This window comes from Thermomonas sp., assembly GCF_023953935.1.
Lineage (GTDB): Bacteria > Pseudomonadota > Gammaproteobacteria > Xanthomonadales > Xanthomonadaceae > Thermomonas.
Map to the genome: position 1 here is coordinate 102,676 of NZ_JAMLIW010000005.1, position 23,854 is coordinate 126,529.

General features: G+C 67.3%; 22 protein-coding genes. 13 read left to right on the plus strand and 9 right to left on the minus strand.

The genetic code is table 11. From position 1 onward, the window contains the following. Positions 1-242 precede the first annotated feature (242 nt). The 3 genes from M9902_RS07260 to M9902_RS07270 all read left to right on the plus strand — a co-directional run bounded on the left by M9902_RS07260 (position 243) and on the right by M9902_RS07270 (position 2,950). Positions 243-1,103 (plus strand): methyltransferase, encoded by an 861-nt coding sequence (locus M9902_RS07260; protein WP_297174686.1) that lies wholly within the window; start codon positions 243-245, stop codon positions 1,101-1,103. Between the two features lie 86 nt (positions 1,104-1,189). Next, entirely contained in the window at positions 1,190-1,729 is a 540-nt protein-coding gene (locus M9902_RS07265) for a pseudouridine synthase (protein WP_297221877.1), read from the plus strand. Positions 1,730-1,810: 81 nt separating this feature from the next. Next, a complete protein-coding gene (locus M9902_RS07270) occupies positions 1,811-2,950 on the plus strand; it encodes a hybrid sensor histidine kinase/response regulator (protein ID WP_297221879.1) in 1,140 nt (379 codons plus the stop codon). Positions 2,951-2,961: 11 nt separating this feature from the next. Here the strand turns inward: M9902_RS07270 and M9902_RS07275 are convergent, their stop codons facing one another. Then, a complete protein-coding gene (locus M9902_RS07275; RefSeq protein WP_297221880.1) occupies positions 2,962-3,285 on the minus strand; it encodes a hypothetical protein in 324 nt (107 codons plus the stop codon). Positions 3,286-3,460: 175 nt separating this feature from the next. Then, positions 3,461-6,064 (minus strand): ATP-dependent helicase HrpB, encoded by a 2,604-nt coding sequence (hrpB, locus tag M9902_RS07280; protein WP_297221882.1) that lies wholly within the window; start codon positions 6,062-6,064, stop codon positions 3,461-3,463. Positions 6,065-6,150: 86 nt separating this feature from the next. Between hrpB and M9902_RS07285 the strand changes: the two genes are divergently transcribed. The 3 genes from M9902_RS07285 to M9902_RS07295 all read left to right on the plus strand — a co-directional run bounded on the left by M9902_RS07285 (position 6,151) and on the right by M9902_RS07295 (position 11,202). Further along, the gene (locus M9902_RS07285; RefSeq protein WP_297174701.1) at positions 6,151-6,954 is read left to right on the plus strand and encodes a TatD family hydrolase; all 804 of its coding nucleotides are present in this window, start codon (positions 6,151-6,153) and stop codon (positions 6,952-6,954) included. Positions 6,955-7,015: 61 nt separating this feature from the next. Continuing rightward, positions 7,016-8,098: an efflux RND transporter periplasmic adaptor subunit gene (locus M9902_RS07290; protein ID WP_297174704.1), complete on the plus strand. Its 1,083-nt coding sequence runs from the start codon at positions 7,016-7,018 to the stop codon at positions 8,096-8,098. Then, positions 8,095-11,202, plus strand: coding sequence for an efflux RND transporter permease subunit (locus M9902_RS07295; protein WP_297221885.1), 3,108 nt, complete (start codon positions 8,095-8,097; stop codon positions 11,200-11,202). Before M9902_RS07290 ends, M9902_RS07295 begins: the two co-directional genes overlap by 4 nt. Positions 11,203-11,214: 12 nt before the next feature. On the opposite strand, the gene M9902_RS07300 is transcribed toward M9902_RS07295, so the two are convergent. Both M9902_RS07300 and M9902_RS07305 read right to left on the minus strand, forming a co-directional pair. Next, complete coding sequence (locus M9902_RS07300) at positions 11,215-11,985, minus strand: ABC transporter permease (RefSeq protein WP_297174710.1); 771 nt, start codon at positions 11,983-11,985, stop codon at positions 11,215-11,217. Next, entirely contained in the window at positions 11,982-12,971 is a 990-nt protein-coding gene (locus M9902_RS07305) for an ABC transporter ATP-binding protein (protein ID WP_297174733.1), read from the minus strand. Before M9902_RS07305 ends, M9902_RS07300 begins: the two co-directional genes overlap by 4 nt. A gap of 59 nt (positions 12,972-13,030) precedes the next feature. Here M9902_RS07305 and M9902_RS07310 point away from each other — a divergent pair, with 59 nt between their 5' ends. From M9902_RS07310 to M9902_RS07340, 7 genes are all read left to right on the plus strand, one after another. Then, positions 13,031-13,822, plus strand: coding sequence for an FAD-binding oxidoreductase (locus M9902_RS07310; protein WP_297174736.1), 792 nt, complete (start codon positions 13,031-13,033; stop codon positions 13,820-13,822). A 302-nt stretch (positions 13,823-14,124) separates the two neighbouring features. Then, complete coding sequence (locus tag M9902_RS07315) at positions 14,125-14,304, plus strand: hypothetical protein (RefSeq protein ID WP_297174713.1); 180 nt, start codon at positions 14,125-14,127, stop codon at positions 14,302-14,304. Continuing rightward, on the plus strand, positions 14,301-14,897 hold the full coding sequence (locus M9902_RS07320) for a hypothetical protein (protein WP_297174715.1): 597 nt from the start codon (positions 14,301-14,303) through the stop codon (positions 14,895-14,897). Before M9902_RS07315 ends, M9902_RS07320 begins: the two co-directional genes overlap by 4 nt. Then, positions 14,894-15,091 carry a helix-turn-helix transcriptional regulator gene (locus tag M9902_RS07325; protein ID WP_297174718.1) on the plus strand — a complete coding sequence of 66 codons (198 nt, stop codon included), beginning with the start codon at positions 14,894-14,896 and terminating at the stop codon, positions 15,089-15,091. The genes M9902_RS07320 and M9902_RS07325 overlap by 4 nt, the downstream gene beginning before the upstream one ends. 39 nt (positions 15,092-15,130) lie before the next feature. Then, complete coding sequence (locus tag M9902_RS07330) at positions 15,131-16,675, plus strand: alpha/beta hydrolase (RefSeq protein ID WP_297221887.1); 1,545 nt, start codon at positions 15,131-15,133, stop codon at positions 16,673-16,675. A gap of 123 nt (positions 16,676-16,798) precedes the next feature. Then, the gene (locus M9902_RS07335) at positions 16,799-17,554 is read left to right on the plus strand and encodes an ATP-binding cassette domain-containing protein (protein ID WP_297174724.1); all 756 of its coding nucleotides are present in this window, start codon (positions 16,799-16,801) and stop codon (positions 17,552-17,554) included. Further along, positions 17,551-18,744 carry an ABC transporter permease gene (locus M9902_RS07340; protein WP_297221890.1) on the plus strand — a complete coding sequence of 398 codons (1,194 nt, stop codon included), beginning with the start codon at positions 17,551-17,553 and terminating at the stop codon, positions 18,742-18,744. The genes M9902_RS07335 and M9902_RS07340 overlap by 4 nt, the downstream gene beginning before the upstream one ends. A 79-nt stretch (positions 18,745-18,823) precedes the next feature. Here the strand turns inward: M9902_RS07340 and M9902_RS07345 are convergent, their stop codons facing one another. From M9902_RS07345 to rpmH, 5 genes are all read right to left on the minus strand, one after another. Then, a complete protein-coding gene (locus tag M9902_RS07345) occupies positions 18,824-19,864 on the minus strand; it encodes an energy transducer TonB (protein ID WP_297221892.1) in 1,041 nt (346 codons plus the stop codon). 85 nt (positions 19,865-19,949) lie between these two features. Next, positions 19,950-21,290, minus strand: a complete 1,341-nt coding sequence (gene mnmE, locus M9902_RS07350; protein WP_297221894.1) for a tRNA uridine-5-carboxymethylaminomethyl(34) synthesis GTPase MnmE — start codon at positions 21,288-21,290, stop codon at positions 19,950-19,952. 38 nt (positions 21,291-21,328) lie between these two features. Beyond that, positions 21,329-23,011 (minus strand): membrane protein insertase YidC, encoded by a 1,683-nt coding sequence (gene yidC, locus M9902_RS07355; protein ID WP_297221896.1) that lies wholly within the window; start codon positions 23,009-23,011, stop codon positions 21,329-21,331. Then, entirely contained in the window at positions 23,011-23,493 is a 483-nt protein-coding gene (rnpA, locus tag M9902_RS07360; RefSeq protein WP_297174413.1) for a ribonuclease P protein component, read from the minus strand. Before rnpA ends, yidC begins: the two co-directional genes overlap by 1 nt. 95 nt (positions 23,494-23,588) lie before the next feature. Continuing rightward, positions 23,589-23,729: a 50S ribosomal protein L34 gene (gene rpmH / locus M9902_RS07365; RefSeq protein WP_156640208.1), complete on the minus strand. Its 141-nt coding sequence runs from the start codon at positions 23,727-23,729 to the stop codon at positions 23,589-23,591. Positions 23,730-23,854: the final 125 nt, after the last annotated feature.

Here is a 23,854-nt window from a genome sequence, read left to right on the forward strand (position 1 = left end):
GCCTGAAAACAGCAACGTCCATGGGTTCCCGCCTGCGCGGGAACGACGATATGCGCGTACGCGAGGCGGCGAATCCCTGAATGGGTTCTCGCCTGCGCGGGAACGCCGGTCACTCTGGGCGAAAGGCCCAACCGCCACCGCATGGGATCCCGCGTGCGCGGGAACGCCGGGGCGGCGGTTCTTCAGCACATCTTCTGCCAGCAGCGGGTAGGCTGGTGCTTCCGCCTGCCCAGGACATCCGCATGATTCGCTCGATCACACTCGCTGCCAGCCTCGGGCTGTGTCTGCTGGTTGCAGCCGCCGCCACGCAAGCGCAGCAAGCATCACCTCCAGCCGCCACCGCTGCACCCGTCGCTGCACCGGGTGTAGCACTGGACGCCGCACTGGCCGGCGCCTGGCGCGCACCGGCCGACGTGCTGCGCGACCGCTACCGCCATCCCGGCCAGACTCTGGCCTTCTTCGGCGTGCAGCCGGATGAAACCGCCATCGAGATCACCCCCGGCGGCGGCTGGTACGCCGACATCCTCGCGCCCTACCTGCGCGCGCACGGCCACTACGTCGCGGCGGTCTGGGACGACGCCATCACCGGCCAGCCGGGCTATCGCTACGCGCTCAACAAGACCCTGCGCGAGAAGTTCGCCGCAAGCCCGGACGTGTACGGACAGCCGGACCTGCGCGCCTTCGACGCCAGTGCGCCGCAGTTTGGTCCGGCCAATTCGGCCGACACCGTGCTGACCTTCCGCAATGCCCACAACTGGGTGGCCGATGGCAATGCCGAGGCCTACTTCAAGGCCTTCTTCGACGTGCTCAAGCCAGGCGGCACGCTGGGCGTGGTCGACCACCGCGCCAAGCCCGGCACCGATCTGGAGACGATGAAGAAAAGCGGCTACCTGACCGAAGACCTGATCATCCAACTGGCCACCCAGGCCGGCTTCGTGCTGGAAGATAAAAGCGAGATCAATGCCAATCCGCGCGACGACACCCACCACCCCAACGGCGTGTGGACCCTGCCGCCGACCAATAGCCACGACGCGGCTGACGACGCCAAATACAAGGCCATCGGCGAGAGCGACCGGATGACGCTGCGGTTTGTGCGACCGTGATTGGTGATTGGTGATTCGGGATTGGGAAGAGCATTCGCGGCATCCTTGCGCTTTTTCAAATCACCAATCACCAATCCCCACCCTCCATGCTCATCACCTTCAACAAGCCCTACGGCGTGCTCTGCCAGTTCACCGACCGCAGCGTACCGGCGCGGCGGACGCTGGCCGAGTTCGGCTTGCCCAAGGACGTGTACCCGGCAGGTCGGCTGGATTTCGATTCCGAGGGCTTGTTGTTGCTGACCGATGACGGTCGTCTGGCGCATCGGTTCACCGACCCGCGCCACAAGCAAGCGAAGACCTATTGGGTGCAGGTGGAAGGCACGCCGTCGGACGCGCAGGTACAGGCACTGGGTGCTGGCGTGCTGCTCAAGGATGGCCCCACCCTGCCTGCGCAAGTGCAAGCCATCGAGCCACCCGCGCTGTGGCCACGCGATCCGCCGGTGCGGTTTCGCAAGACGGTCCCCGACGGCTGGCTGGAATTGACGCTGCGCGAAGGTCGCAACCGCCAGGTGCGGCGGATGACCGCGGCGGTCGGGCTGCCGACCCTGCGGCTGGTGCGGATCGCCATCGGCGCGCACCGACTGCACGACCTGCGCCCCGGTCACTGGCGCGATTGCAGCGCCTGAGCGTTCTGCCCATCGGCATGGTCGCGGCCGCTGGCGTTTGCTACCGTAGCCAGTCCATTCAGGAACGGGAGCCCCTTCGGGGTGCCTGACTCTTCTGCCAGCACTGGCCGCATCCTGATCGTTTCGCTGGAAGGTGAAGCCCCGGCGCTGACGGCACTGTTGCGTGAGGCCGGGCACACCGTGCACCCGGCGCAGGGCGTCGAAGCCGCGCTGATTGCCGTTGCCACCCGCGCCCCGGATCTGGTGCTCCTGGACACGACCGCGCAGGAAGCCGCCGGCATCGAGCTGCTGGCGGCTCTGGCGCAAGACCGCGGGCACACGCAGCTGCCGGTGCTGGTCCTGGGCGGCGGCGAGGAGATTCCGCGCCAGCGCCTGCGGGCCTTCGGCGCCGGCGCTGCCGATTTCCTCGCCCTGCCGTTCGACGAAGAGGAACTGCTGGCGCGGTTGCGCGTGCACCTGCACCAGAAGCAGGCGCGCGAGCGCCTCGAACGTGCGCTGCGACAGCGCCAGGAACTGTTCAACCTGATCGCCCACGACATCAAGAATCCGCTGACTTCGGTACTGTTCGCCCGCGAGATGCTGGCGCTGCCGGACTGCAAGCCGGAGCGCATCCCGCGCTACCTGCAGATCATCGAAGAGAGCACGCGCGAGGCCCTGGGCTACGTGCGCGATTATCTGGAAAGCCAATCCCCGGATGGCCGCAACCACGGGGCGGCCGAAACCGGCACCTCGCTGGGCGATACCCTGCGCTGGCTGGCAGCACGCTACGAATTGCAGCTGGAGGCGCGCGGCCTGCGGCTGTGCACTGACATCCCCGAGCAGGACGTCTGCCTGGCAATCGATGGACAGCTGCTGCGCCACGTGGGCGAAAACCTGATCGGCAACGCGCTCAAATACGCGCGCAGCGGCGGGGAAGTGGCCTTGGGTGGTCTTCCGGGGCGTCCCGACCATTGGCAACTAGTGGTGCAGGACCGCGGCCCGGGCGTCCCCGCCGCGTTTCAACCCCTTCTGTTCAAGCCGTTCCAGCGGGTCGACGGGCATGACGCGCCGGACGGCCTGTCCAACGGCCTCGGGCTGGCGTTGACCCGACAGATCGTGGTCGGCGCCGGGGGCCGGCTCTGGTATGAAGACCGCGCGGGCGGCGGCGCCCGTTTCATCGTCGAATTGCCGACCGTCGCTTGCAGCAATGCGGACGGCGTGGACAAACGCAACCTCGAATGAAGTGCGTTGCGTCAGACGCCGTAATCGTCCTGTTCGAAGTCGCCGCGGCGCACCGCCTGTTGGCGCAGCAGACTGGCTTCCTGCACCTGGCGCTTGCGCGACTGGTGGCGCGCCGCCAGCCACAGCAGCCCGGCTCCGGCCACGACCGCGCCGACCAGATACGGATTGCGGCGAACAAAGCTGCCGGCCACCTTGGAACTGGCGCGCAACGCGCCCAGCGCCGCGCCGGTCTCGACCCACTGCACGGCCTTGTCCGGCACCCGCTTGCGCAGCCCATCGCCGATCTCGCCGATCAGCTCCATCGCCCGATCCTGCGCCCTGTCCAGCTTGCCCATCGTTGCGCTCCTTGAAATCCCGGCACTTGGTGAGTATCGCTCGAAACCGCGCCCGCTTCACAAGTCCCCACCTGCTCGTTCAGCCTGCGGCAGCTTCCGTGTGTCCTTGCCGGTCGTTCATGCCGGCTTTCGCCACCATGACGATGGCATTTGCGAAACCATTCTGATTCGACGCTCACGTCCCACGCGGCTTGGCGCGATGGGTGGCCGTGGCATTCCACGGATCGTCCGGCCAGGGGTGGCGCGGGTAGCGGCCTTTCATTTCCTTCTTCACCTCGGCATAGGTGCTGTTCCAGAAATTGCCCAGGTCCGACGTCACCTGCAAGGGTTTGCCGCCGGGTGAAAGCAGGTGCAGCAGCAAGGGCACGCGGCCATCGGCTACGCGCGGTGTTTGCGCCAGGCCGAACAATTCCTGCAACTTCACCGCCAATATCGGCGGCGCGGGTTGGCCGTGGTCATCCAATCGATAGTCGATGCCGCGATCAAGGCCGGACGGCACCGCGATCCGCGTGGGTGCCAGCTGTTCGATGCGCTGGCGCAGCGTCCAGTCGATGCCGGATTTCAGCGCCTCCGACAATTCGCTGGTGTCCAACGCGTCGAGGCGGGTCTTGCCGGCGAAGGCGGGTTTCAGCCAGCCATCCAGCGTCGTCAGCAGCGCGGCATCGGAGAGGTCGGGCAAGCCCAGTTCCGGCATCCACGTGCGCAGGCATTGCACGCGAATCCGCCATTGCGACAACGCGTCGCTCCACGGCAAGCAGGCCAGGCCCAGCTCGCGCACGGCATCGGTCAAGGCTTGCGTGGCCAACGCGGCATCCACCTTGCCGACGGATTTCGAAGCCAGCACGATGCCGTCGAAGCGTTCGATGCGTTCACTCACCAGCGCCCGCTTGCCGGCATCCCAACGCACCTCATCGCCTTGCCGGAAATGTGCGGCGAAGGCTTCGCGCAAATACATCTCGTCCACCGGCGCACCGCGCAACAGCAGCGCATCCTTGGCTTCAAAGCGCAGCTCACTTGCGACCAGCCACGGCTCGCCGTACAAGGCGCTGTCATCAAACAGGCGCGCCGTGCGGCCATTGGTGAGCAGGTAGCGGCGCGGGTCCTGCGGATGCTGTTTGCCGATGCGATCCGGGAAGGCGTGCGCCAACACATCGCCCAGCGCATGCGCCGCGGAGGATGGCGGCGGCAGTGCGTCGCAGCGCAGGCGACGGCGCCATTGTTTGGACGCTGCGTCGATGGCCGCGAGCGCAGTGCGGCTGGCCTCCGCAGGCACCTTCCCCATGCGAAATGCGGCCAGGGCTTGCCAGCGCTCGATCAGGGCGTCGCCGCGGCTGCGCAGCGGGTCACGGGCTTCGATCAGCGCTGCCACATCACACGCCAATGCGACGCGACTTGGGGCGTCCGTCGCCAACAACATCGCCGCCAGGCGCGGATGGGTGCCGAGGGCGAGCATGCGTTTGCCGAGCGCGCTGATCCTGCCTTGCCCATCCAATGCATCCAGCCGCTGCAACAACTCACGGCCGGCGGCCAAGGCGCCCGGCGGTGGCGCATCGACGAAGCGCAGCGCCGTGCTGCCCCAGGCGGCCAGTTCCAAGGCCAATGCGGCCAACTCCACCTGCGCAATTTCCGGCCTGCGCTGCGGTTCCAGCCGCTGCGACTGCGGCCACAGCCGATAGGCGAAACCCTCGGCCACGCGCCCGGCGCGGCCGGCGCGTTGATCCGCGCTGGCCTGCGAAATCGCCACCACCTCCAGGCGCGAGAAGCCGCTGTTGGGATCAAACTTCGGCTCGCGCGCCAACCCGGCATCGATCACCACCCGCACGCCCGGCAGGGTCACCGAGGATTCCGCCACGTTAGTCGCCAGCACAACGCGGCGACGGCCATCCTCCGCGGGTTGCAGCACGCGGGTTTGCTGTTCGAGCGGGAGCTCGCCGTGCAGGACGAGGATTTCGACTTCGCTGTTTCCTTCTCCCTCCGGGAGAAGGTGCCCGAAGGGCGGATGAGGGTTGGTCGATGGCGAGGATTTCACCAGCACCCCCACCCTCACCCCAACCCCTCTCCCGGCGGGAGAGGGGCTCAAGAGTCGCTCCACCTTCGCAATCTCGCGCTGCCCCGGCAGGAACACCAGCACATCGCCGGGATGTTCGGCCAGCGCGTGTTCCACCGCGCGGCGCACTTGCTGTTCCAGCGCTTCCTCGCGCCGCGCCGGGAAATGCGCGACCGTAACCGGATAGCTGCGGCCCGCGCTCGACAACCGTGGTGCATCGAGGAAGCTGGCGAGATTTTCGCCGTCCAGGGTGGCCGACATCACCAGCAGCCGCAGGTCCTCGCGCAGCCCCGCCTGCACATCCAGCGCCAGCGCCAGGCCGAGATCGCCACTCAGATGCCGTTCGTGGAACTCATCGAAGACAATCGCGCCGATCCCTTCCAGCAAGGGATCGTCCTGCAACATCCGGGTCAGGATGCCTTCGGTGACGACCTCGATCCGCGTGCGTGGCGAGACCTTGCTTTCGAACCGGATCCGGTAGCCAACGGTCGCGCCAACGCCTTCCCCGAGTTGCCGGGCCATGAAGCCGGCCGCCGCCCGCGCCGCCACCCGGCGCGGTTCCAGCATCACGATTTTCCTGCCCCCCAGCCAATCGGCCGCCAGCAAGGCCAGCGGCACCTGCGTGGTCTTGCCCGCCCCCGGCGGCGCTTCCAGCACCAAACGTGGATGCTGCGCCAGCGACGCAAGGATGTCCGGCAGCAGCGGCATGATCGGAAAGTGCATGCGCGCCATTGTAGGAGCGCACCGCAGGGGCGCGATGCCTTTGCAGGATGCTGCACAGCGTTCGCGCCCCTGCGGTGCGCTCCTACAATAGGCGGATGCAACTCATCGACATCGGCCTGAACCTCGGCCACGACAGCTTTGACCGCGACCGCGACGCCGTCTGGCAACGTGCCGAGGCCGCCGGCGTGCGTCGCGCCATCCTCACCGGCGCCTCGCGCGAGCATTCGCCCAAAGCGCTGGAACTGGCGCGTGCGCGTCCCGGCACGTGGTTTGCCACCGCCGGCGTGCACCCGCATCACGCCACCGAATACACCGACGAATGCGATGCCGAAATGCGCGCCCTGCACGCGCATCCGGAAGTCGTCGCGGTGGGCGAATGCGGGCTGGACTACTTCCGCGATTTCTCGCCGCGTCCGGCGCAGCGCAAGGCTTTCGAACGGCAGTTGCAAATCGCGGTGGACACGCAAAAGCCGCTGTTCCTGCACCAGCGCGATGCGCATGCCGATTTCATGGCGATGTTGAAGAATTTCGATGGCCGCATCGGCCCAGTGGTGGTGCATTGCTTTACCGGCACGCGAGAAGAACTGTTCGCCTATCTCGACCAGGACTGGCATATCGGCATCACCGGCTGGGTGTGCGACGAGCGCCGCGGCGAACACCTGCGCGAACTGGTGAAATCGATTCCGGCGCAGCGCCTGATGGTCGAAACCGATGCGCCCTACCTGCTGCCGCGCACGCTCAAGCCGATGCCCAAGGACCGTCGCAACGAGCCGATGCATCTGGCCCACATTGTTGAGGAACTGGCGCGTGATCGCGGCGAAGACGTGGCGCGCACTGCGGCCAACAGCACCGCTGCCGCCGAAGCGTTTTTCCGCTTGCCGGCACGGGCTGCAAGTTAGTATACCCAGTGGTTTAGTTATGTGTTAGGCTGCGCACCTTCGCCCCACCGGACCGTTGCGCATGCGCCCGCCTTCCCGTCTGTTGCTGCCGGTGCTTGCCCTGGGCGTGGTGCTGCTCTTCACCGCCTGCCACAAGCAGAACACCGCGCCCACGGCCGCTTCCGCACAAGCGGTCAGCGTCACCGCGGCACGGATGCAGCCGATCCAGCGCCGCGTGGCGGCCGCCGGCCCGGTGGCGGCGTGGGAAGAGATGCAGTTGGGGGTCGAACTGTCCGGCTTGCGCGTGACGCGTCTGCTGGTGGACGTGGGCCAGCAGGTGCGTCCGGGCGAGCTGCTGCTGGAACTCGACCATCGCAGCCTGGACAGCGATCTGGCGCAGGCGAACGCGGCCTTGCATCAGGCCGAGGCCGGGGCCGAGCTGGCCCGTTCGAAATACACCCGCGGGCAATCGCTGGTGCAGGGCCATTACATCAGTGCGATGGCACTGGATGAACTGCGTGCCGCACGCACCCAGGCCGAAGCGCAGCTGGGCACCGCCCGTGCGTTGCGCGATGCCGCGGCGCTGCGCCGCAGCTATGCCGAGTTGCGCGCACCGGATGCCGGCACCATTTCCAGGCGGCTGGTGCAGCCCGGGCAGGTGGTGGGCGCGGGCGGCGAGCTGCTGCGGCTGATCCGCCAAGGCCGGCTGGAATGGCGCGCCGAGCTGCCCGAGGCGCAGCTGGCGCAGGTGCAGCCCGGGCAAGCGGTGGTGCTGGATGGCAGCGGTGTGACGGGCCGCGTGCGCGCCGTCACGCCCGGGGTGGACAGCAGCACCCGCACCGGCACCGCCTACGTGGACCTGCCCGAACCCGGGCCGGTGCAGCCCGGCACCTATGTGCAGGGCCGGATTGCCATCGGGCAGGGCAGCGCGCTGATGATCCCGATGACCGCGGTGGTGCGCCGGGATGGCCACGCCTATGCCTTTCGCGTGGGCAGCGACCAGCGCGCGCAGCAAGTGCGCATCGAGACCGGCAGCGCCCAGGGCGACAGCATCGAAGTGCGCAGTGGCCTGAAGGCAGGTGACCGCGTGGTCAGCGCCGGTGCCGGCTTCCTGGCCGAAGGCGATCGCGTGCGCGTGGTGCCGGCGGCGGGCAATTCCCGATGAGCGGCGGCGGCACGCTGTCCAGCTGGGGCATCCGCAACCCGGTGCCCGCCATCATGCTGTTCTTCGTGCTCTGCGTGGCGGGGCTGTGGGGCTTCCACCAGTTGCCGGTGGCGCGCTTTCCCGACATCAGCTTCCCGATGGTGACGGTGGTCATCGTCCAGCCGGGCGCCTCGCCGCAGCAGTTGGAAACCGAGGTGACGCGCAAGGTGGAAGACGCCGTGGCCACCCTCGATCACGTCAAGCGCGTGTTTTCCACGGTGGTGGATGGCCAGTCCACCACGGTCATTGAATTTCACATCGACGCCAATTTGCTGGAGGCACTGAACGACAGCAAGGACGCCGTCACCCGCATCCGCATGGACCTGCCGCAGGACATCCAGGAGCCGGTGATTTCGAAGGTGGACATTGTCGGCTCGCTGCTCACCTATGCGGTGGACGCGCCGGCGATGCAGCCGGATGAAGTGTCGTGGTTCGTCGATCGCTACGTGGCGCGCGCACTGTATGGCGTCAATGGCGTGGCGGCGGTGACGCGCATCGGCGGCGTGGATCGGCAGATTCGCGTGGATCTGAATCCGCAGGCGCTGCTGGCGCAGGGCATCACCGCCGGCGCGGTGAACCAGCAATTGGCGGCGATGCAGGTGGACCGCCCGGGCGGCAAGACCGAGCAGGACGGCGGCCAGCAGAGCGTGCGCACGCTCAACACGGTGGCCGACGCGCAGGCGCTGCGCGGTTTCAGCATTGCCCTGCCCAACGGCCAGCACACAAGGCTGGACGCACTGGCCACGGTACACGATGGCAGCGCCGACCCCACCCAGCTCGCGCTGCTCGACGGCAAGCCGGTGGTGGGGTTTTCGCTGGCGCGCTCACGCGGGGCCGATGAGCTGAAGGTGCGCGACGCGGTGCGCGTAGCGCTGGCCGAGCTGGCCAGGCAGCACCCCGGGGTGTCGTTCCGGCAAGTGACCGACATGTCGGAAGAAACCCAGCGCTCGTATTCGTCCTCGATGACGATGCTGTGGGAAGGCGCGCTGCTGGCGCTGGCGGTGGTGTTCTGGTTCCTGCGCGACTGGCGCGCCACCTGGGTGTCGGCGATTGCGCTGCCGCTGTCGATCATTCCGACCTTCGCGGTGATCCAGTGGCTCGGCTTCAGTTTGAACATGATCACCCTGCTGGCATTGAGCGTGGTGATCGGCTTGCTGGTGGACGATGCCATCGTCGAGATCGAAAACATCGTCCGCCATCTTGGCATGGGCAAGAAACCGCTGGAGGCCGCGCGCGATGCCGCCGACGAAATCGGCACCGCGGTGATCGCCACCTCCATCACCCTGGCGGCGGTGTTCGTGCCGGTGGCCTTCATGCCCGGCGTGTCCGGCAAGTTTTTCCGCGAATTCGGCTGGACCGCGGCCACGGCCGTGCTGTTCTCGCTGCTGGTGGCGCGCCTGCTGACGCCGATGATGGCCGCGCACCTGCTCAAGCCCAAGCCGCACGCGGAAGGCGACGGCAGGCTGATGCAGCGCTATCTGGCTTGGGTGGACAAGGCGCTGCGCCACCGCTGGAAGACCCTGGGCGCGGCGGCGCTGCTGTTCCTCGCTTCGCTGGCCCTGATTCCGCTGATCCCCACCACGTTCATCCCGGTGACCGACCAGGGCCGCAGCATGCTGTCGCTGGAACTGGCGCCGGGCGCACGCATCGAGGACACCGCCGACATGGCCGAGCAGGCGCGCGCGCTGTTGCAGCCGATTCCCGAACTCAAGCAGGTGTTCACCCAGATTGGTTCCGTGCCCAACCTCGGCGACCCCGGCAAAAGCGGGCTGCCGGATCTGCGTCGCGCGGTACTGACTTTGGAATGGGGCGCTTCCGGGACCCGCGATCGCAATCAGCGTGCGCTGGAAGAGGAGGTCCGCACGCGCCTGGCCAACCTGCCCGGCGTGCGCATGAGCTTCATGAGCAATGAGCCCGGCGAACTGATGCAGCTGGTGCTGGCCGGCGATGATGCCGACGCGCTGTACGCCTCGGCGGCGAAAGTGGAGCGCGAGCTGCGCACCCTTCCGGGGCTGGGCAGCGTGTCGTCCTCGGCCTCGCTGCTGCGCCCGGAGGTGCAGATCTTCCCGGATTCGGCCCGCGCCGCCGAACTGGGCGTGTCCACCACCGCGATTGCCGAAGCCGCCCGCATCGCCACCAGCGGCGACTACGTGCAGCGCATGGCCAAACTCAATCTGGCCGATCGGCAGATCCCGATTCGCGTCGGCTTCGACCAAGCCACCCTGGCACAGCCGGACCTGCTGGCGCAGCTGCGCGTGCCCGGCGCGCATGGCGCGGTGCCGCTGGCGGCGGTGGCGTCCATTCGCGACGGCAGCGGGCCCTCGGTGATCAGCCGCTACAAGCGCCAGCGCAACATCACCCTGACCGCCGAGCTCAACGGCCGCCCGCTGGGCGAGGTCATGGCGCAGGCGCAGCAGTTGCCGTCGGTGAAAGCGCTGCCGCCGGGGGTGTCGTTCATCAACACCGGCGATTCGGAAATTTTCGTCGAGCTGTTCACCGGCTTCATGATGGCGATGGTGGCCGGCATCACCTGCATCTACATGGTGCTGCTGCTGCTGTTCCGCCACCCGATGCAGCCGCTGACGATCCTGAGCGCGATCCCGCTGTGCGCGGCGGGGGCGTTCGGCGCGCTGCTGATCACCCGCCACATGCTGTCACTGCCGGCCCTGATCGGCCTGCTGATGTTGATCGGCATCGCCAGCAAGAATTCCATCCTGCTGGTGGATTACGCGGTGATGGCCGAAGACGAACACGGCCTGCCGCGGCACGCGGCGCTGCTGGATGCCTGCCACAAGCGCGCGCGTCCGGTGATCATGACCACGATTGCAATGGGCGCCGGCATGCTGCCGCTGGCGCTGGGCTTCTCCGGCGAATCCAGCATGCGCGCGCCGATGGCCTGGGCGGTGATTGGCGGCCTCGTCACTTCCACCGCCCTGAGCCTGCTGGTGGTGCCGGCCGCCTACACCGTGCTGGATGATCTGGGCACCTGGATCGCACGGCGCTGGCACGGCAAGGCGACCGTCAGCCGCGGCGCCACGGCGCTGCCAGGAAGCCACGCGGACTGAATCCGCGCGGCCTCAACTGCGCAGGCCCACGCCCTTCCTCAGCAACCACAGCGCGAACCCGCCCAGCGCGCCGGTGAAGGCCAGCATCAGCACGTAGGCCTGCCACAGTTGGACATCGCTTTGCCCCAGCAGGCCGTAGCGGAAGGCGTTGACCATGTAGAAGATCGGGTTGGCATAGGTGGCCGTCTGCGCCCAGGAGGGCAGCAGGGTGATCGAATAGAACACGCCGCCCAGGTAGGTCAGCGGGGTCAGGATGAAGGTCGGCACGATGGCGATGTCGTCGAACTTCTTCGCGAACACCGCATTGACGAATCCGGCCAGCGAAAAGATCACCGCGCCCAGCAGGACCGCCGTCACCGTCACCAGCGGATGGGCGACGTGGACCGTGGTGAACAGCATCGCAATGGCCATCACGATCACGCCGACCATCACGCCGCGCAGCACCGCACCGGCAACGTAGCCGGCCAGGATCACCCAGTCCGGCGCCGGGCTGACCAGCAGCTCTTCGATGTAGCGGCCGAACTTGGCGCCGAAGAACGAACTGGAAATGTTGCCGTAGCTGTTCTGGATCACGCTCATCATCACCAGCCCCGGGACGATGAACGCCATGTAATCCAGTCCACCCATCTTGCCGACCCGCGAGCCGATCAGGCCGCCGAAGATCATGAAGTACAAGGTCATGGTGATCGCCGGCGGAATCAGGGTCTGGGTCCAGATCCGCAGGATCCGCATCACCTCGCGGCGCGCAATCGTGGCCAGCGCCACCAGGTCGGGATGGCTCATTGCGCAGCCTCCCGGTCCATTGACGCAGCCGTCCCGGCGTGTCCCGCTTCGCCGTCGCCGCGCTCGATCAGGCGCACGAACAGTTCCTCCAGCCGGTTGCTCTTGGTGCGCATCGAACGCACCCGGATCCCGGCCTGCGCGAAGGCGGCGAACACCCGGTTCAGGTCCATCGCGCGGGGCATGTCCAGATCCAGCGTCTGCGGGTCACGGGCCACCAGGCACGCACCTTCGATCGTCGGCAGGGCGTCCGGCAGCGCGCCTTCCACGTCGAACAAGAAGCCCTCGACGTCGAGCTTGGCCAGAAGCGATTTCATCGGCCCGCGCTCGATGATGGTGCCGTGGTCGATGATGGCCAGGTCCCGGCACAGGCTCTCGGCTTCTTCCAGATAGTGGGTGGTGAGGATGATCGTGGTGCCGGTGGAATTGATTTCCTGCAGGGTTTTCCACATGCCGCGGCGGATCTCGATGTCCACGCCGGCGGTGGGTTCGTCGAGGATCAGCAGCCGCGGCCGCGTCATCATCGCGCGGGCGATCATCAGCCGTCGCTTCATCCCGCCCGACAGGGTGCGGCTGGTGGCGTGCGCTTTCTCCCAAAGGTGGGCGCGTCCGAGCTCTTCTTCTGCCCGCCGCAGCGCCTCGGCGCGCGGCACGCCGTAGAAACCGGCGTAGTTCACGCAGATGTCCAGCGGCTTTTCGAACATGTTGAAGTTGAATTCCTGCGGCACCAGGCCAATCTGGCGCATGGTCCCGCTGCGGTCGGCGTCGAGGTCGATGCCGAACACTTCGACCGTACCCGAGGTCTTGTTGACCAGCGCGCTGACGATCCCGATCAGGGTGCTTTTGCCGGCGCCGTTCGGGCCGAGCAGGGCGTGAAAGTCACCGGGGGCGACCTCGAGGCTGACGCCCTTGAGCGCCTGCACGCCACCGTCGTAGGTCTTGAACAGGTTGGAAACGCGCAGGGCGGGGACGTTGGGCACGGGTGGGATCGACTTTGCTGACGCGGCGACCCGCGCGAAGCCGGTAGTATAGGCAGCCCCGTGGCCGCATCGGTGCCACGCTGTGTTGCAGCACCGTGGCGATCCCGCGCTTTCCGCTCAAACTCGTGTCGCGCCGCATGTTGGCACCGACCGTCGCGCACCTTTCCCTGGAGCGCGACGATGGCCAGGTCTTGCCCTGCATCCCCGGCCAGTTCATCCAGATCCATTTCCGCTATGCGGACGGCAGCGAGGCGCGCCGCAGCTACTCGATCGCGCTGGGCCGCGCCCTCGACACGCCGCCGGACGCTCGCGTGGACATCGCGGTCAGCTACGTCGCCGGCGGCGCCGCCACCGCGCTGTTCGAGGCCCTGCAGCTCGGTGAGGACGTGGAGGCCAGCGGCCCCTACGGGCGGTTTTGCCTGATGCCCAATGATGACAACCGCCGCTATCTGCTGATCGGCACCGGCACCGGTGTCACGCCCTACCGGGCGATGCTGCCGCAGCTGGAAAAACTGATGCGAGATCGCAGCGTACAGGTGGCCTTGCTGCAAGGCGCGCGCTCACCGGCCGAGCTGCTCTATGGCGCCGAGTTCCGCGCGTTTGCCCAGACCCATCCGGGCTTTCGCTACCTGCCCTGCCTGTCGCGGGAATTGCCCAAGCCCGGCTGCCTGCACGATCACCCGGACGTGCGCCACGGCTACGTGCAAAACGTGCTGGCCGAGTTGAGCCCGGATCCGGAGCACGACATCGCCTATTTGTGCGGCAACCCGGACATGGTCGATGCGACTTTCGACATGCTCAAGGAAATCGGCCTGCCGATCGGCAGGATCCGCCGCGAGAAATACGTCAGCAACAAGTGACGGCGGCGGCGGGTGGTGATCTTGGGCACGAAACAAAGGGGGCCACAGCGATGGCCGCCGCCGGGGGCGTGCGTGCCCAGGATTCCCGTTCGCCGGCGCAGTCCAAGCCTCTCGCATCTCTGGGATGGGCGGCTCGAAGCGGGAATGTCCCCCGGCCGCTGACGCGGCCTCCTCCTTTATTTCCCGCTTCAAGCCGCCCACCCCAGAGATTTCAGAATACTCGTATGTCAAGGACGCTTGACAAGCGCTTTTCTACGCCTGTATCGTGGTGTCAAGCATCCTTGACACGAAGAGCCATTGCCGTGGCCAGCTCGCACGATCCTGAAACCCTGAAACGCCTTGGTGCCGCATGGCTGGCGATCGGCGCCGCATTCCTCGCGCTCGCATTCACCGTCCAATTCTCCTTCTTGGCGGTTGGCAGCACGTTCTTCTGCCTCGGTGTCGTCTTTCTGGCCAAAGCAGGCAAGGACAACCGCCGATGACCATGCGCCGGATCATGGCCATCTTCGTCGGGATCGCGCTGGCGTGTTTCGCGCTGGCCGGTGCCGGGCGCTGGCTGCTGCACTGGCCGCAGCCGCCCGTGATCGCCTGGCTGGCCATCGGCGGCGGCTATCTCTTCGCCGCGCTCATGTTGCGCCTGCTGCCGCGCTGGTGGCAGGAGCACTGTGACGAAATGTATGCGCAGCCCGCGGGGCGTCGTTACGCCCGTGCCCTGTGGCCGTTCCTGATCGGCTATTCGCTGACCCTTGCTGCCTCACTCTGGCTGCTGCGGACGGGGATCGCCTCGGTCCCGCTGCGAGCCCTGATCGCCATCACTCCGGCACTGCCAATTGCATTCATGTTGCTGGCGGCGCTGCGCTACCTGCGCGAGATCGACGAATTGCAACGGCGCATCGAAACCGAGGCCATCGGCATCGCCAGCCTGCTGGTGTCGGTGGTCTATTTCGCCGGTGGCCTGCTGGAGAAGGCCAAGGTGCTGCACTTCGACGCCGGCGCGGCGATGATCTGGGTGTTTCCCTTGCTGATGCTGACTTACGGCGTCGCCAAATACTTTGTCACCAAGCGCTACCTGTGAACAACCGTCTGCGCGAATTGCGGGATGCCAAGGGCTGGTCGCAGGGCGAACTGGCGGCGCAGCTGGACGTGTCGCGGCAAACCATCAACGCGCTGGAGACCGGCAAGTACGACCCGTCGCTGCCGCTGGCCTTCCGCATCGCCAAGCTGTTTTCCTGCCGGATCGAGGACGTGTTCCTGCCCGATCCGATCTGATTCCCGATCCAACCACGACCACGCTCCGAGGTTGTCCCGATGAACTCCCGCAAAACCCGACTTGTCCTGGCCAGCGTCGCTGTCGCGGCGATCTTCGGCTACAAGGCCATGCACTCCAAACCCGATCCAAATGCCACCACCAGCGCGCGCCAGGCAGGGCCGGTGGAGGCGCTGAAGCCGGTGCTGTTCGGCAAGATTGCCTTCACCCCGTGCAGCCTCAGCTCGCCGATGAGCAAGGACACTCTGGACGCGCAGTGCGCCCGTTTCGAAGTGCCGGAGGATCGCAGCCATCCGCAGGGTCGCAAGATCCAGCTCAACATCGCCTGGCTGGCGCCAAGCGGCAGTGGCGAGAAGCTGCCGGACCCGGTGTTCTTCATCGCCGGTGGCCCCGGGCAGTCGGCGGTCGAGACCTATCCAGGCCTGGACCCGGTGTTCCGGGAGGTGCGCAAGCAGCGCAACGTGATCCTGATCGACCAGCGCGGCACCGGCCAGTCCAACCTGCTGTCCTGCGCGCTTGAAGATGACGCCTCGGACGATGCCGACAGCTCGCCGGCTGCCGCCCAGGCGCAGGCGGCCAAATGCGCGGCGGCCCTGGCGAGCAAGGCCGACCTGCGCTTCTACACCACCACCGCCGCGGTGGCCGACCTCGACGCCGTGCGCGCCGCGCTCGGGGTGGCGCAGGTCAACCTGGTCGGCATCAGCTACGGCACCCGCGTCGCCCAGCAGTACGCGATGCGGCATCCCGCGCAGACCCGCAGTATTGTCCTGGATTCGGTGGTGCCCAACACGCTCGGGCTGGGCAATATCTTCGCCCGCAACCTCGACGATGCACTGACCCTGCAATTCGCGCTGTGCAGCAAGGACCCGGTGTGCAAGGGCAAGCTGGGCGACCCGCGCGCCGAACTCGACACCCTGCTGACCACCCTGCGCGCTGCGCCGGTCACGGTGGCCTACCGCGACGCCACCAAAGGCGAACCCAAGCAGGGCACGCTGACCGCCGATGCCGTGGCGGGCCTGGTGCGGATGTACGCCTACATGCCGCTGGCCAGCGGGCTGTTGCCCAAGCTCATCCATGAAGCCAATGCCGGCCACTACGAAGGCCTGATGGCACTGACCAAGATGATGCGCGGCGAAATGAAGGACGCGATGGCGATGGGCATGCAGATGTCGGTGACCTGCAGCGAGGACGCCGACAGCATGGTGGCGCGCCCCGAGGATGCCGGCACCGTGCTCGGCAACGCGATGCCGGAAAGCATGGCGGCGATGTGCAAGGTCTGGCCCAAGGGCAGCGTCCCCGCGGATTTCCACCACGCGCTCGCAACCAACGTCCCGGCGTTGCTGATGGAAGGCGAGTTCGATCCGGTGACACCGCCGCGCTACGGCCAGGAAGTGGTGAAGTCATTGCCCAACGGCCGCCTGTTCGTGCTCAAGGGCCAGGGCCACAACGTGATCGGCGCCGGCTGCATGCCCAAGCTGTTCGCCCAGTTCATCGAAAAAGCCGATGCCAAGGCGCTGGACGGACGCTGCCTGGACACCCTGGGCTACGCCTATCCGTTCACCAACTTCAATGGCGCGGAGCCGTGATTGGTGATTGGTGATTCGAAAGGGCAAGAGCGCTTCGTTGCCCGGTCACCGCATCGCCAATCACCGCTCTACCCAATCACGAATCACGAATCACAAATCACCTATTAACGAATCACCACCAAAATGATCACAGCAGAACACCTCCGCAAGACCTTCCCCGGCAAGGGCAAGGACAAGCAGCGCGTGATTGCCGTCGATGACGTCGGCTTCACCGCCCACGACGGCCAGATCACCGGCCTGCTTGGCCCCAATGGCGCCGGCAAGACCACCACGTTGCGCATGCTCTACACCCTGATGACGCCGGAAACCGGGCGTGTGCTGGTGGACGGCATCGACGTCGCCAGCGATGCCGAGCGCGTGCGCCGCAGCCTCGGCGTGCTTCCCGATGCGCGCGGCGTCTACAAGCGCCTGACCGCGCGCGAGAACATCGACTATTTCGGCAAATTGCACGGCATGACGGACGCGGCGATCGCCGAACGCACGGCCAAGCTCGCCACGGCATTGCAGATGGAGGATTTCCTCGATCGCGCCACCGAGGGCTTTTCGCAGGGACAGCGCACCAAGACCGCGATCGCACGCGCGCTGGTGCATGACCCGAAGAACGTGATCCTCGACGAGCCCACCAACGGCCTAGACGTGATGACCACGCGCGGCCTGCGCGGCTTCCTGAAAGAGCTGCGCGCGGAAGGCCGCTGCGTGATCTTCTCCAGCCACATCATGCAGGAGGTCGCCGCCCTGTGTGACCGCATCGTGATCATCGCCAGCGGCAAGGTCGCCGCGCAGGGCACGCCCGACGAGCTGCGCGCGCAGGCCGGCGAGGACAACCTCGAGGACGCCTTCGTGAAACTGATCGGCAGCGAGGAGGGCTTGCACGCATGAACCCGAACAGCTTCCTCGCCACCGTGCTGACCGTGCTGTGCAAGGAATGGCGCGATTTCTACCGCGATCGCCGCACCTTCTTCCTCAGCCTGCTGGTGGCACCGCTGCTGTACCCGCTGATCTTCCTCGGCATCGGCAAGCTCAGCCAGATGCGCACCGAAACCCAACTCGACAAGCCCATCAGCCTGCCGGTGGTGGGCATCGAGCAGGCGCCGAACCTGGTCAAGATGCTCGCCGCCTACGGCATCAATGCCAAGCCCGCACCGGCCGACATCGAGGCCCGCGTGCGCGCCCAGCAGGAAGACCTGGCGCTGGCCATCGACAAGGATTTCGCCGAGGACTGGCGCAATGGCAAGCCGGCCAAGATCGACATCATCACCGACACCACCCGCCGCAATGCCGATGTCGCCGTGGCCCGGGTCAGCAAGGTGCTGGAGAACTACGGCAACGGCGTCGGCGCTTTGCGGCTGCTGATCCGCGGGATCAATCCTGCGATCGCCTCACCGCTGAAGGTCGGCACCCGCGACATGGCCACGCCGGAAGCCAAGAACAGCCAGTTCATGGCGATCCTGCTGCCGATGATCCTGACCATCTTCGCCTTCATCGGCGGCGCCCACCTGGCGATGGACACCACCGCCGGCGAACGCGAGCGGCAGTCGCTGGAACCGCTGCTGGCCACCCCGGCCTCGCGGGCGGCATTGGTGGGCGGCAAGATGCTGGCGGCGGCCCTGCTCGGGCTGATCTCGATCCTGCTGATTCTGGTGTCGTTCAAGCTGACAGCCACCCTGGCCAGCGGCATCGGCGCGCAGATGGACGTGAGCTTCCTCGCCATGGCCAAGCTGCTGCTGACCCTCACCCCGCTGGTGTTGATCGGCACCGCGCTGATCACCGCGCTGGCCGCCGGCGCCAAGAGCATGAAGGAAGCGCAGAGCCACATCATGTGGCTGATGATGCTGCCGATGCTGCCGGCTTACGGGCTGATGGCCTATCCGCTGAAGGACACCGCGCTGTGGCAGTACGCGGTGCCGTTCCTGTCGCAGAATCAATTGATCCAGAAGATCACCCGCGGCGAAGCGGCCACGCTGCAACAGTGGGGCCTGTACCTGGTCAGCTCGCTGGCGCTGGCGGCGTTGCTGTGGGCGCTGGCGGTGTGGCGCTACCGGCAGGAGAAGCTGGCGATCTCGGCCTGAGATCGGCCCGTGGCCTGCGTTGGCCAGCCATGAAAAAGCCCGGCCTAAAGACCGGGCTTTTTCGTTCGCAGCGCTTCCCTCAGTTGAAGCTGATCGTGCGCCGGGTGGTGGTGGCCTGATCGATCGGCTGGAACCGCCAGCGCTTGGCCGCCGACAGCGCTTCACGCTCGAAGTCGCGGGCGAATTGCCGGGGCACGTCGGACGACACGATGCGCGCACTGGTGACCGAACCGTCGGTTCCCACCGTGAACTCGACCTGCACCGACCCCGTTGCCCCCGCGCGCTGCGCCGCCGGCGGGAAACGCGGCGCGGCCTGGGAGACGACCTGCAGCGAGCTTGAAGCGGTCGGGCGCGGTGCCGGTGCCGCCGCCGGTCGCGGTGCGGCAGGTGCCGGTGCCGCCGCGGCCTGCGCGGCGGCGGCCTGCGCGGCCGCCCGACGCCGCTCTTCTTCCGCCGCTTGCTGCTGGGCCTGTTGCTGCGCCTGCTGCTGGGCCTGCTGGGCCTGCTGTTCGGCCAGCTGGCGTTGCTGTTCCTGCAGCTTCTTCTGGTCTTCCTCGCGCTTTCTTGCCAGCTCTTCCTGACGCTTGGCTTCCTGTTCGGCGGTCAGCTGCTGCTGCTGGGCCTGCTGGACGGCCAAGGCTTCACCCTTGCCGATGCTGGTCTTGAGGCGATCCAGCGCCGGGTGGTTCGGATCGGCCTTGCCGATCAACCCGAGCAGGCGCTTGGCTTCGTCGAAATCCCCGCGGGAGATGCCCTGCTCGGTGGCGATCACCGCCATCGGCAGCAGGTCATTCAGCGCGCTCGACGCGCTGGCATCCCCGGGCTGTTTGTCGCGCAGCGCGAGGTAGTATTCCATCGCATTGTTGCCCACCGGCGCGTACAGCCGGTTGTCGTCATAAGCCTTGCGCGCCGCATCGCGCAGCTGGTCGGCGTTCATCTGGGACACGGCGGCCGAGACCACGGGCGCCGGGGCCGCCGTCGTGCTGGCCGCAGCCGGCCCCGCCGCCTGCGGTCCGGCGGCCGGCGTCGCCGGCTCTTTCTTGCATGCGGACATTGCAAATGCCACCGCCACGCTCAGCGCGATCGGGGCCATCGATTTGAACAGTTTGTTGGCGGACATAAGGGCGACCCTCGTCTCATGCGGGCATTTGCCTGATAGGACGCAGCAGCGAGCCGCATTTGTCAAGCGCCGGAGGGATTTTCCGCTACTTGCCGATGCAAAAAGTTGCGAAAATGTGACCCAGTAGCCCGTCCGCATCAATCCGGCCACCGATCTCGCCCAGCGCCACATGGGCCTGCTGCAGGCTGTCCGCGGCCAGCTCCAGGCGTTCTGCAGCCAGCTCGTCCCCGGCTTGCGCCAACGCATCCCGGGCGCGGACCAAGGCCTCCAGATGCCGGCTGCGGGCGGAAAACCCGCCGTCCGCCGAAACCTCAACGCCCGCCAGCGCCCGCAGGTGTTCGCGCAGCGCCTCCAGTCCGTCCCCGGTGCGGGCCGAAACCGCCAACGCACCGTCGGGCAGTTCGAGCGGCGTGGTCAACAAATCGGTCTTGTTGTACAGCCACAGCACTTCCGGCACCTCAGCCAACTCGCTCTGCAGGATGGCCCGATCGGCGCAGGCAGTGCGCGCATCGACCACCGCCAGCGCCAGATCCGCGCGCGCCAGTTCGGCGCGGGCACGACGAATGCCTTCGGCTTCGATCGCATCTTTGCTCTCGCGCAGGCCAGCGGTATCCACCAAGGTCAACGCCACGCCATCCAGGCTCAGGGTTTCTTCGAGCGTATCGCGGGTGGTGCCGGCTACGGCGGTGACGATGGCGCGGTCACTGCCGGCCAGCGCATTGAGCAGCGAACTCTTGCCCGCATTGGGCGGGCCGACGATCACCCCGTGCAGACCATCGCGCAACCTGCGGCCACGCCCGGCCTGTTCCAGCAGCCGCGCCAGTTCCGCGTTCGCGGTCTCCAGCCGTGCCCGCAGTTCGGCCCCGCCCAATGCCACCAACGGCTCGTCGACAAAATCGATCGCCGCCTCGGCATGGACGCGGATTGCAAGTACCTGCGCCATCAGCGCTTCGACCTGGCGCGAGAACACCCCTTCCAGCGATCGCCGCGCCGCGCGCGCCGCGCGCAGGTCGGACGCCGCGATCAGATCGGCGATCGCCTCGGCCTGGGCCAGATCCAGTTTGCCGTTGAGAAAGGCGCGCTGGCTGAACTCGCCCGCCCCGGCCTGCTGCGCGCCCAGCGCAATGCAGCGCTCGACCAGCTGCCGCAGCACCACCGGACTGCCGTGCGCCTGCAGCTCGACCACGTCCTCGCCGGTGAAGCTGGCCGGGGCGCGAAAGTACAGCACGATGCCATCGTCGATGATTTCACCGCCGGCGTCCTTGAACCTGGCGTAGTCGGCGCGGCGCGGTCGCAGCCGGCGCCCGCACACGCGCTCACCGATGGCGCGCGCCGCCGACCCGGACAGGCGCACCACCCCGATCCCGCCGCTGCCGGCGGCGCTGGCGATCGCCACGATAGTAGCCGCAACCGGCTGACCGGCCATGTCGCACTTCCTCCGCTACGCCCCGCTGTCTGCGGCGTTCAACGGACCGTCGGCGCTTGCCCCGGCGGATCCTCGAAACGCTTGAGGTTCATCCATTGCTGGACCATGCCCAGCGCGCCGTTGGTCACCCAATACAGCACCAGGCCCGCCGGGAACAGGGCGAACATGACCGCCATCACGATCGGCATGGCCTGCATCATCTTGGCCTGCATCGGATCCATGCCCGCGGTCGGGGTCATCTTCTGGGTCAGGAACATCACCACGCCGTTCAGGATCGGCAGGATGAAGTAGGGGTCGGGCGCGGTCAGGTCGCTGATCCAGCCCATGATCCAGGGCGCGTGGCGCAGCTCGATCGCCTCGATCAGGACGTAGTACAGCGCCAGGAAGATCGGCATCTGGATCAGCAGCGGCAGGCAGCCGCCGGCCGGATTGACCTTCTCGCGCTTGTACAGATCCATCATCGCCAACTGGAACTTCTGCTTGTCGTCGCCGTAGCGCTCCTTGAGCTGGGCGATGCGCGGCTGGAACTTGCGCATCTTGGCCATCGACTGGTACTGCTTGGCCGACAGCGGATACAGCAGCAGCTTGATCAGGAACACCAGCAGCACGATCGCCCAGCCCCAGTTGCCGGTGAGCTTGTGCAGCTGGGTCAGCAACCAGTGGATGGGCTTGGCGAACACGGTGAAGATGCCGTAATCCAGCGACAGGCCCAGCCCGGGCGCGACGGCATCGAGCAGGTGGGCGTCCTTCGGTCCCAGCCACAGGGTCGAAGCGCTTTCAAAGCGCTGCCCCGGGGCCAGCGTCACGCGCGGGCCGGTGGCATCGACCTGATATTGCGCGCCGCGTTCGGCCAACGAGAACAGCGCGCCCTGGTCGGGCTGCGGCACCCAGGCGGCTAGGAAATAGTGCTGCGACAGGCCGATCCAGCCGCCGGTGACGGCCTGGTTCAACGGACCATCTTCGACGAAATCCGGATACCGGCGTTTCTTGTACTTGTCTTCCGGGCTGTACCACGCCGCGCCGTTGAGGCTGATGGTTTCCGGATTGAAGAAGCTGCGCTTGGTGACCGGCGGCACGCGCACCAAGGTGCGCTGGATGTCGCCGGTCCAGCTGGCGCTGCCGGCGTTGACCACCTCGTCACGGATGCGCAGCGCATAGCTGCCGCGTTCGAGGGTGACGGTGCGCTCGATGCGCAGGCCCGAGGGACTGCCGGCAACGAAGCTGGCGCTCACGCGCTGTTGCCCGGGGGCCAGCGCGAAGCTGCGGGCGTCGCCTTTCGGCTGGAACACCAGCGCGCCGCCGCCCGCACTGACCCAGGCCGCGCTGGCCTCGAAGAACGTGGCCGGGACCGGGTCGAGCAGGACCACCGGCGCCGATTTCGGGTCGCGCGTCTGCGGGAAGCGCAGCAGGTCGGCGCGCACGACGTCGCGACCATCCAGCTCCAGCGCCAGCACGTCGCTGCGCAGGCGAATCACGGGGCCGCGCGGCGTGGTTCCGGTTCCGCTTGCGGCCGCCGGCGTCGCGGTTGCCGGTGCCGTCGGCACGGTCGCCGTCGGGATGGCCGGATTGGCGCTCGCAGTGGTGCCCGGGTTGCCGCTCGGCTGCGCGGTCGTCGCCGCGGTGGCGGATGCCGGGACCGCATGCTCGCTGCTCCATGCCTGCCACAGCAGAAACGCCACGGCGATCCAGGCGACGAACAGCAGGTTGCGAATCTGATTCATCAGGATGACGTCGCCGCGTTGGCAAGGGAGGGTGGGCCGGACAAGCCAGCGGGCGGCATTGTGCCCAGCACCACCGCCTGCGGCAACGCACCGAGCTTGTGCAGCCCGCGCTCGAACGCCGCCCGCAGCGCGGCGCCGTCTGCTTGCGCGGCCGGTGCGCGCGCCACCACGACATAGGCGCCGGGGCGCAGCCGCGGACGCCAACGACGGAACGCATCACGCAGCACGCGCTTGATGCGATTCCTGCCGACGGCGTGCGGATCGACCTTGCGCGAAACGGCCAGCCCGAGCCGCGCCGGCAGCAGATCTTCCCGCCAGTGCAAGGCAAGCATGGGGCCGGCGCTGCGGCGACCTTCCTTGAAGATGCAATCGAATTCCGCCTTGGCGCGCACCCGCGCGGCTCGGGGAAACCCGAGCCGGGGCGATGGTGTGCCCCGGGAGTCGTCGCGTTTGGCGTTGTCCGGCGCAGGCAAGGACGTCATTGTGCGGACGCCGGTTCTTTCGCCGGTTCTCTTGCCAGTTTCCTGGCCAGTTTCCTTGGTCACCGGAGCTGCGATCGCGCCTGCCGCAAGGCGGGTCAGACGGTCAGGCGCCGACGGCCCTTGGCGCGGCGGCGGGCCAGCACCTTGCGGCCATCGGCGGTTTTCATGCGGGCGCGGAAGCCGTGGTCGCGCTTGCGCTTGAGGTTGCTGGGCTGGTAAGTGCGCTTGGTGGCCATGACGGACTCTGCCGGGTTTGAGGTCGAGAAAAGACGGCAATTGTAGCGTGAAACGGCGGCAGTGCGCAAATACTGGGTCCATCGACCGGCGCGGTTTGGCGCGCCCGGCGGCCAGTGATACGCTG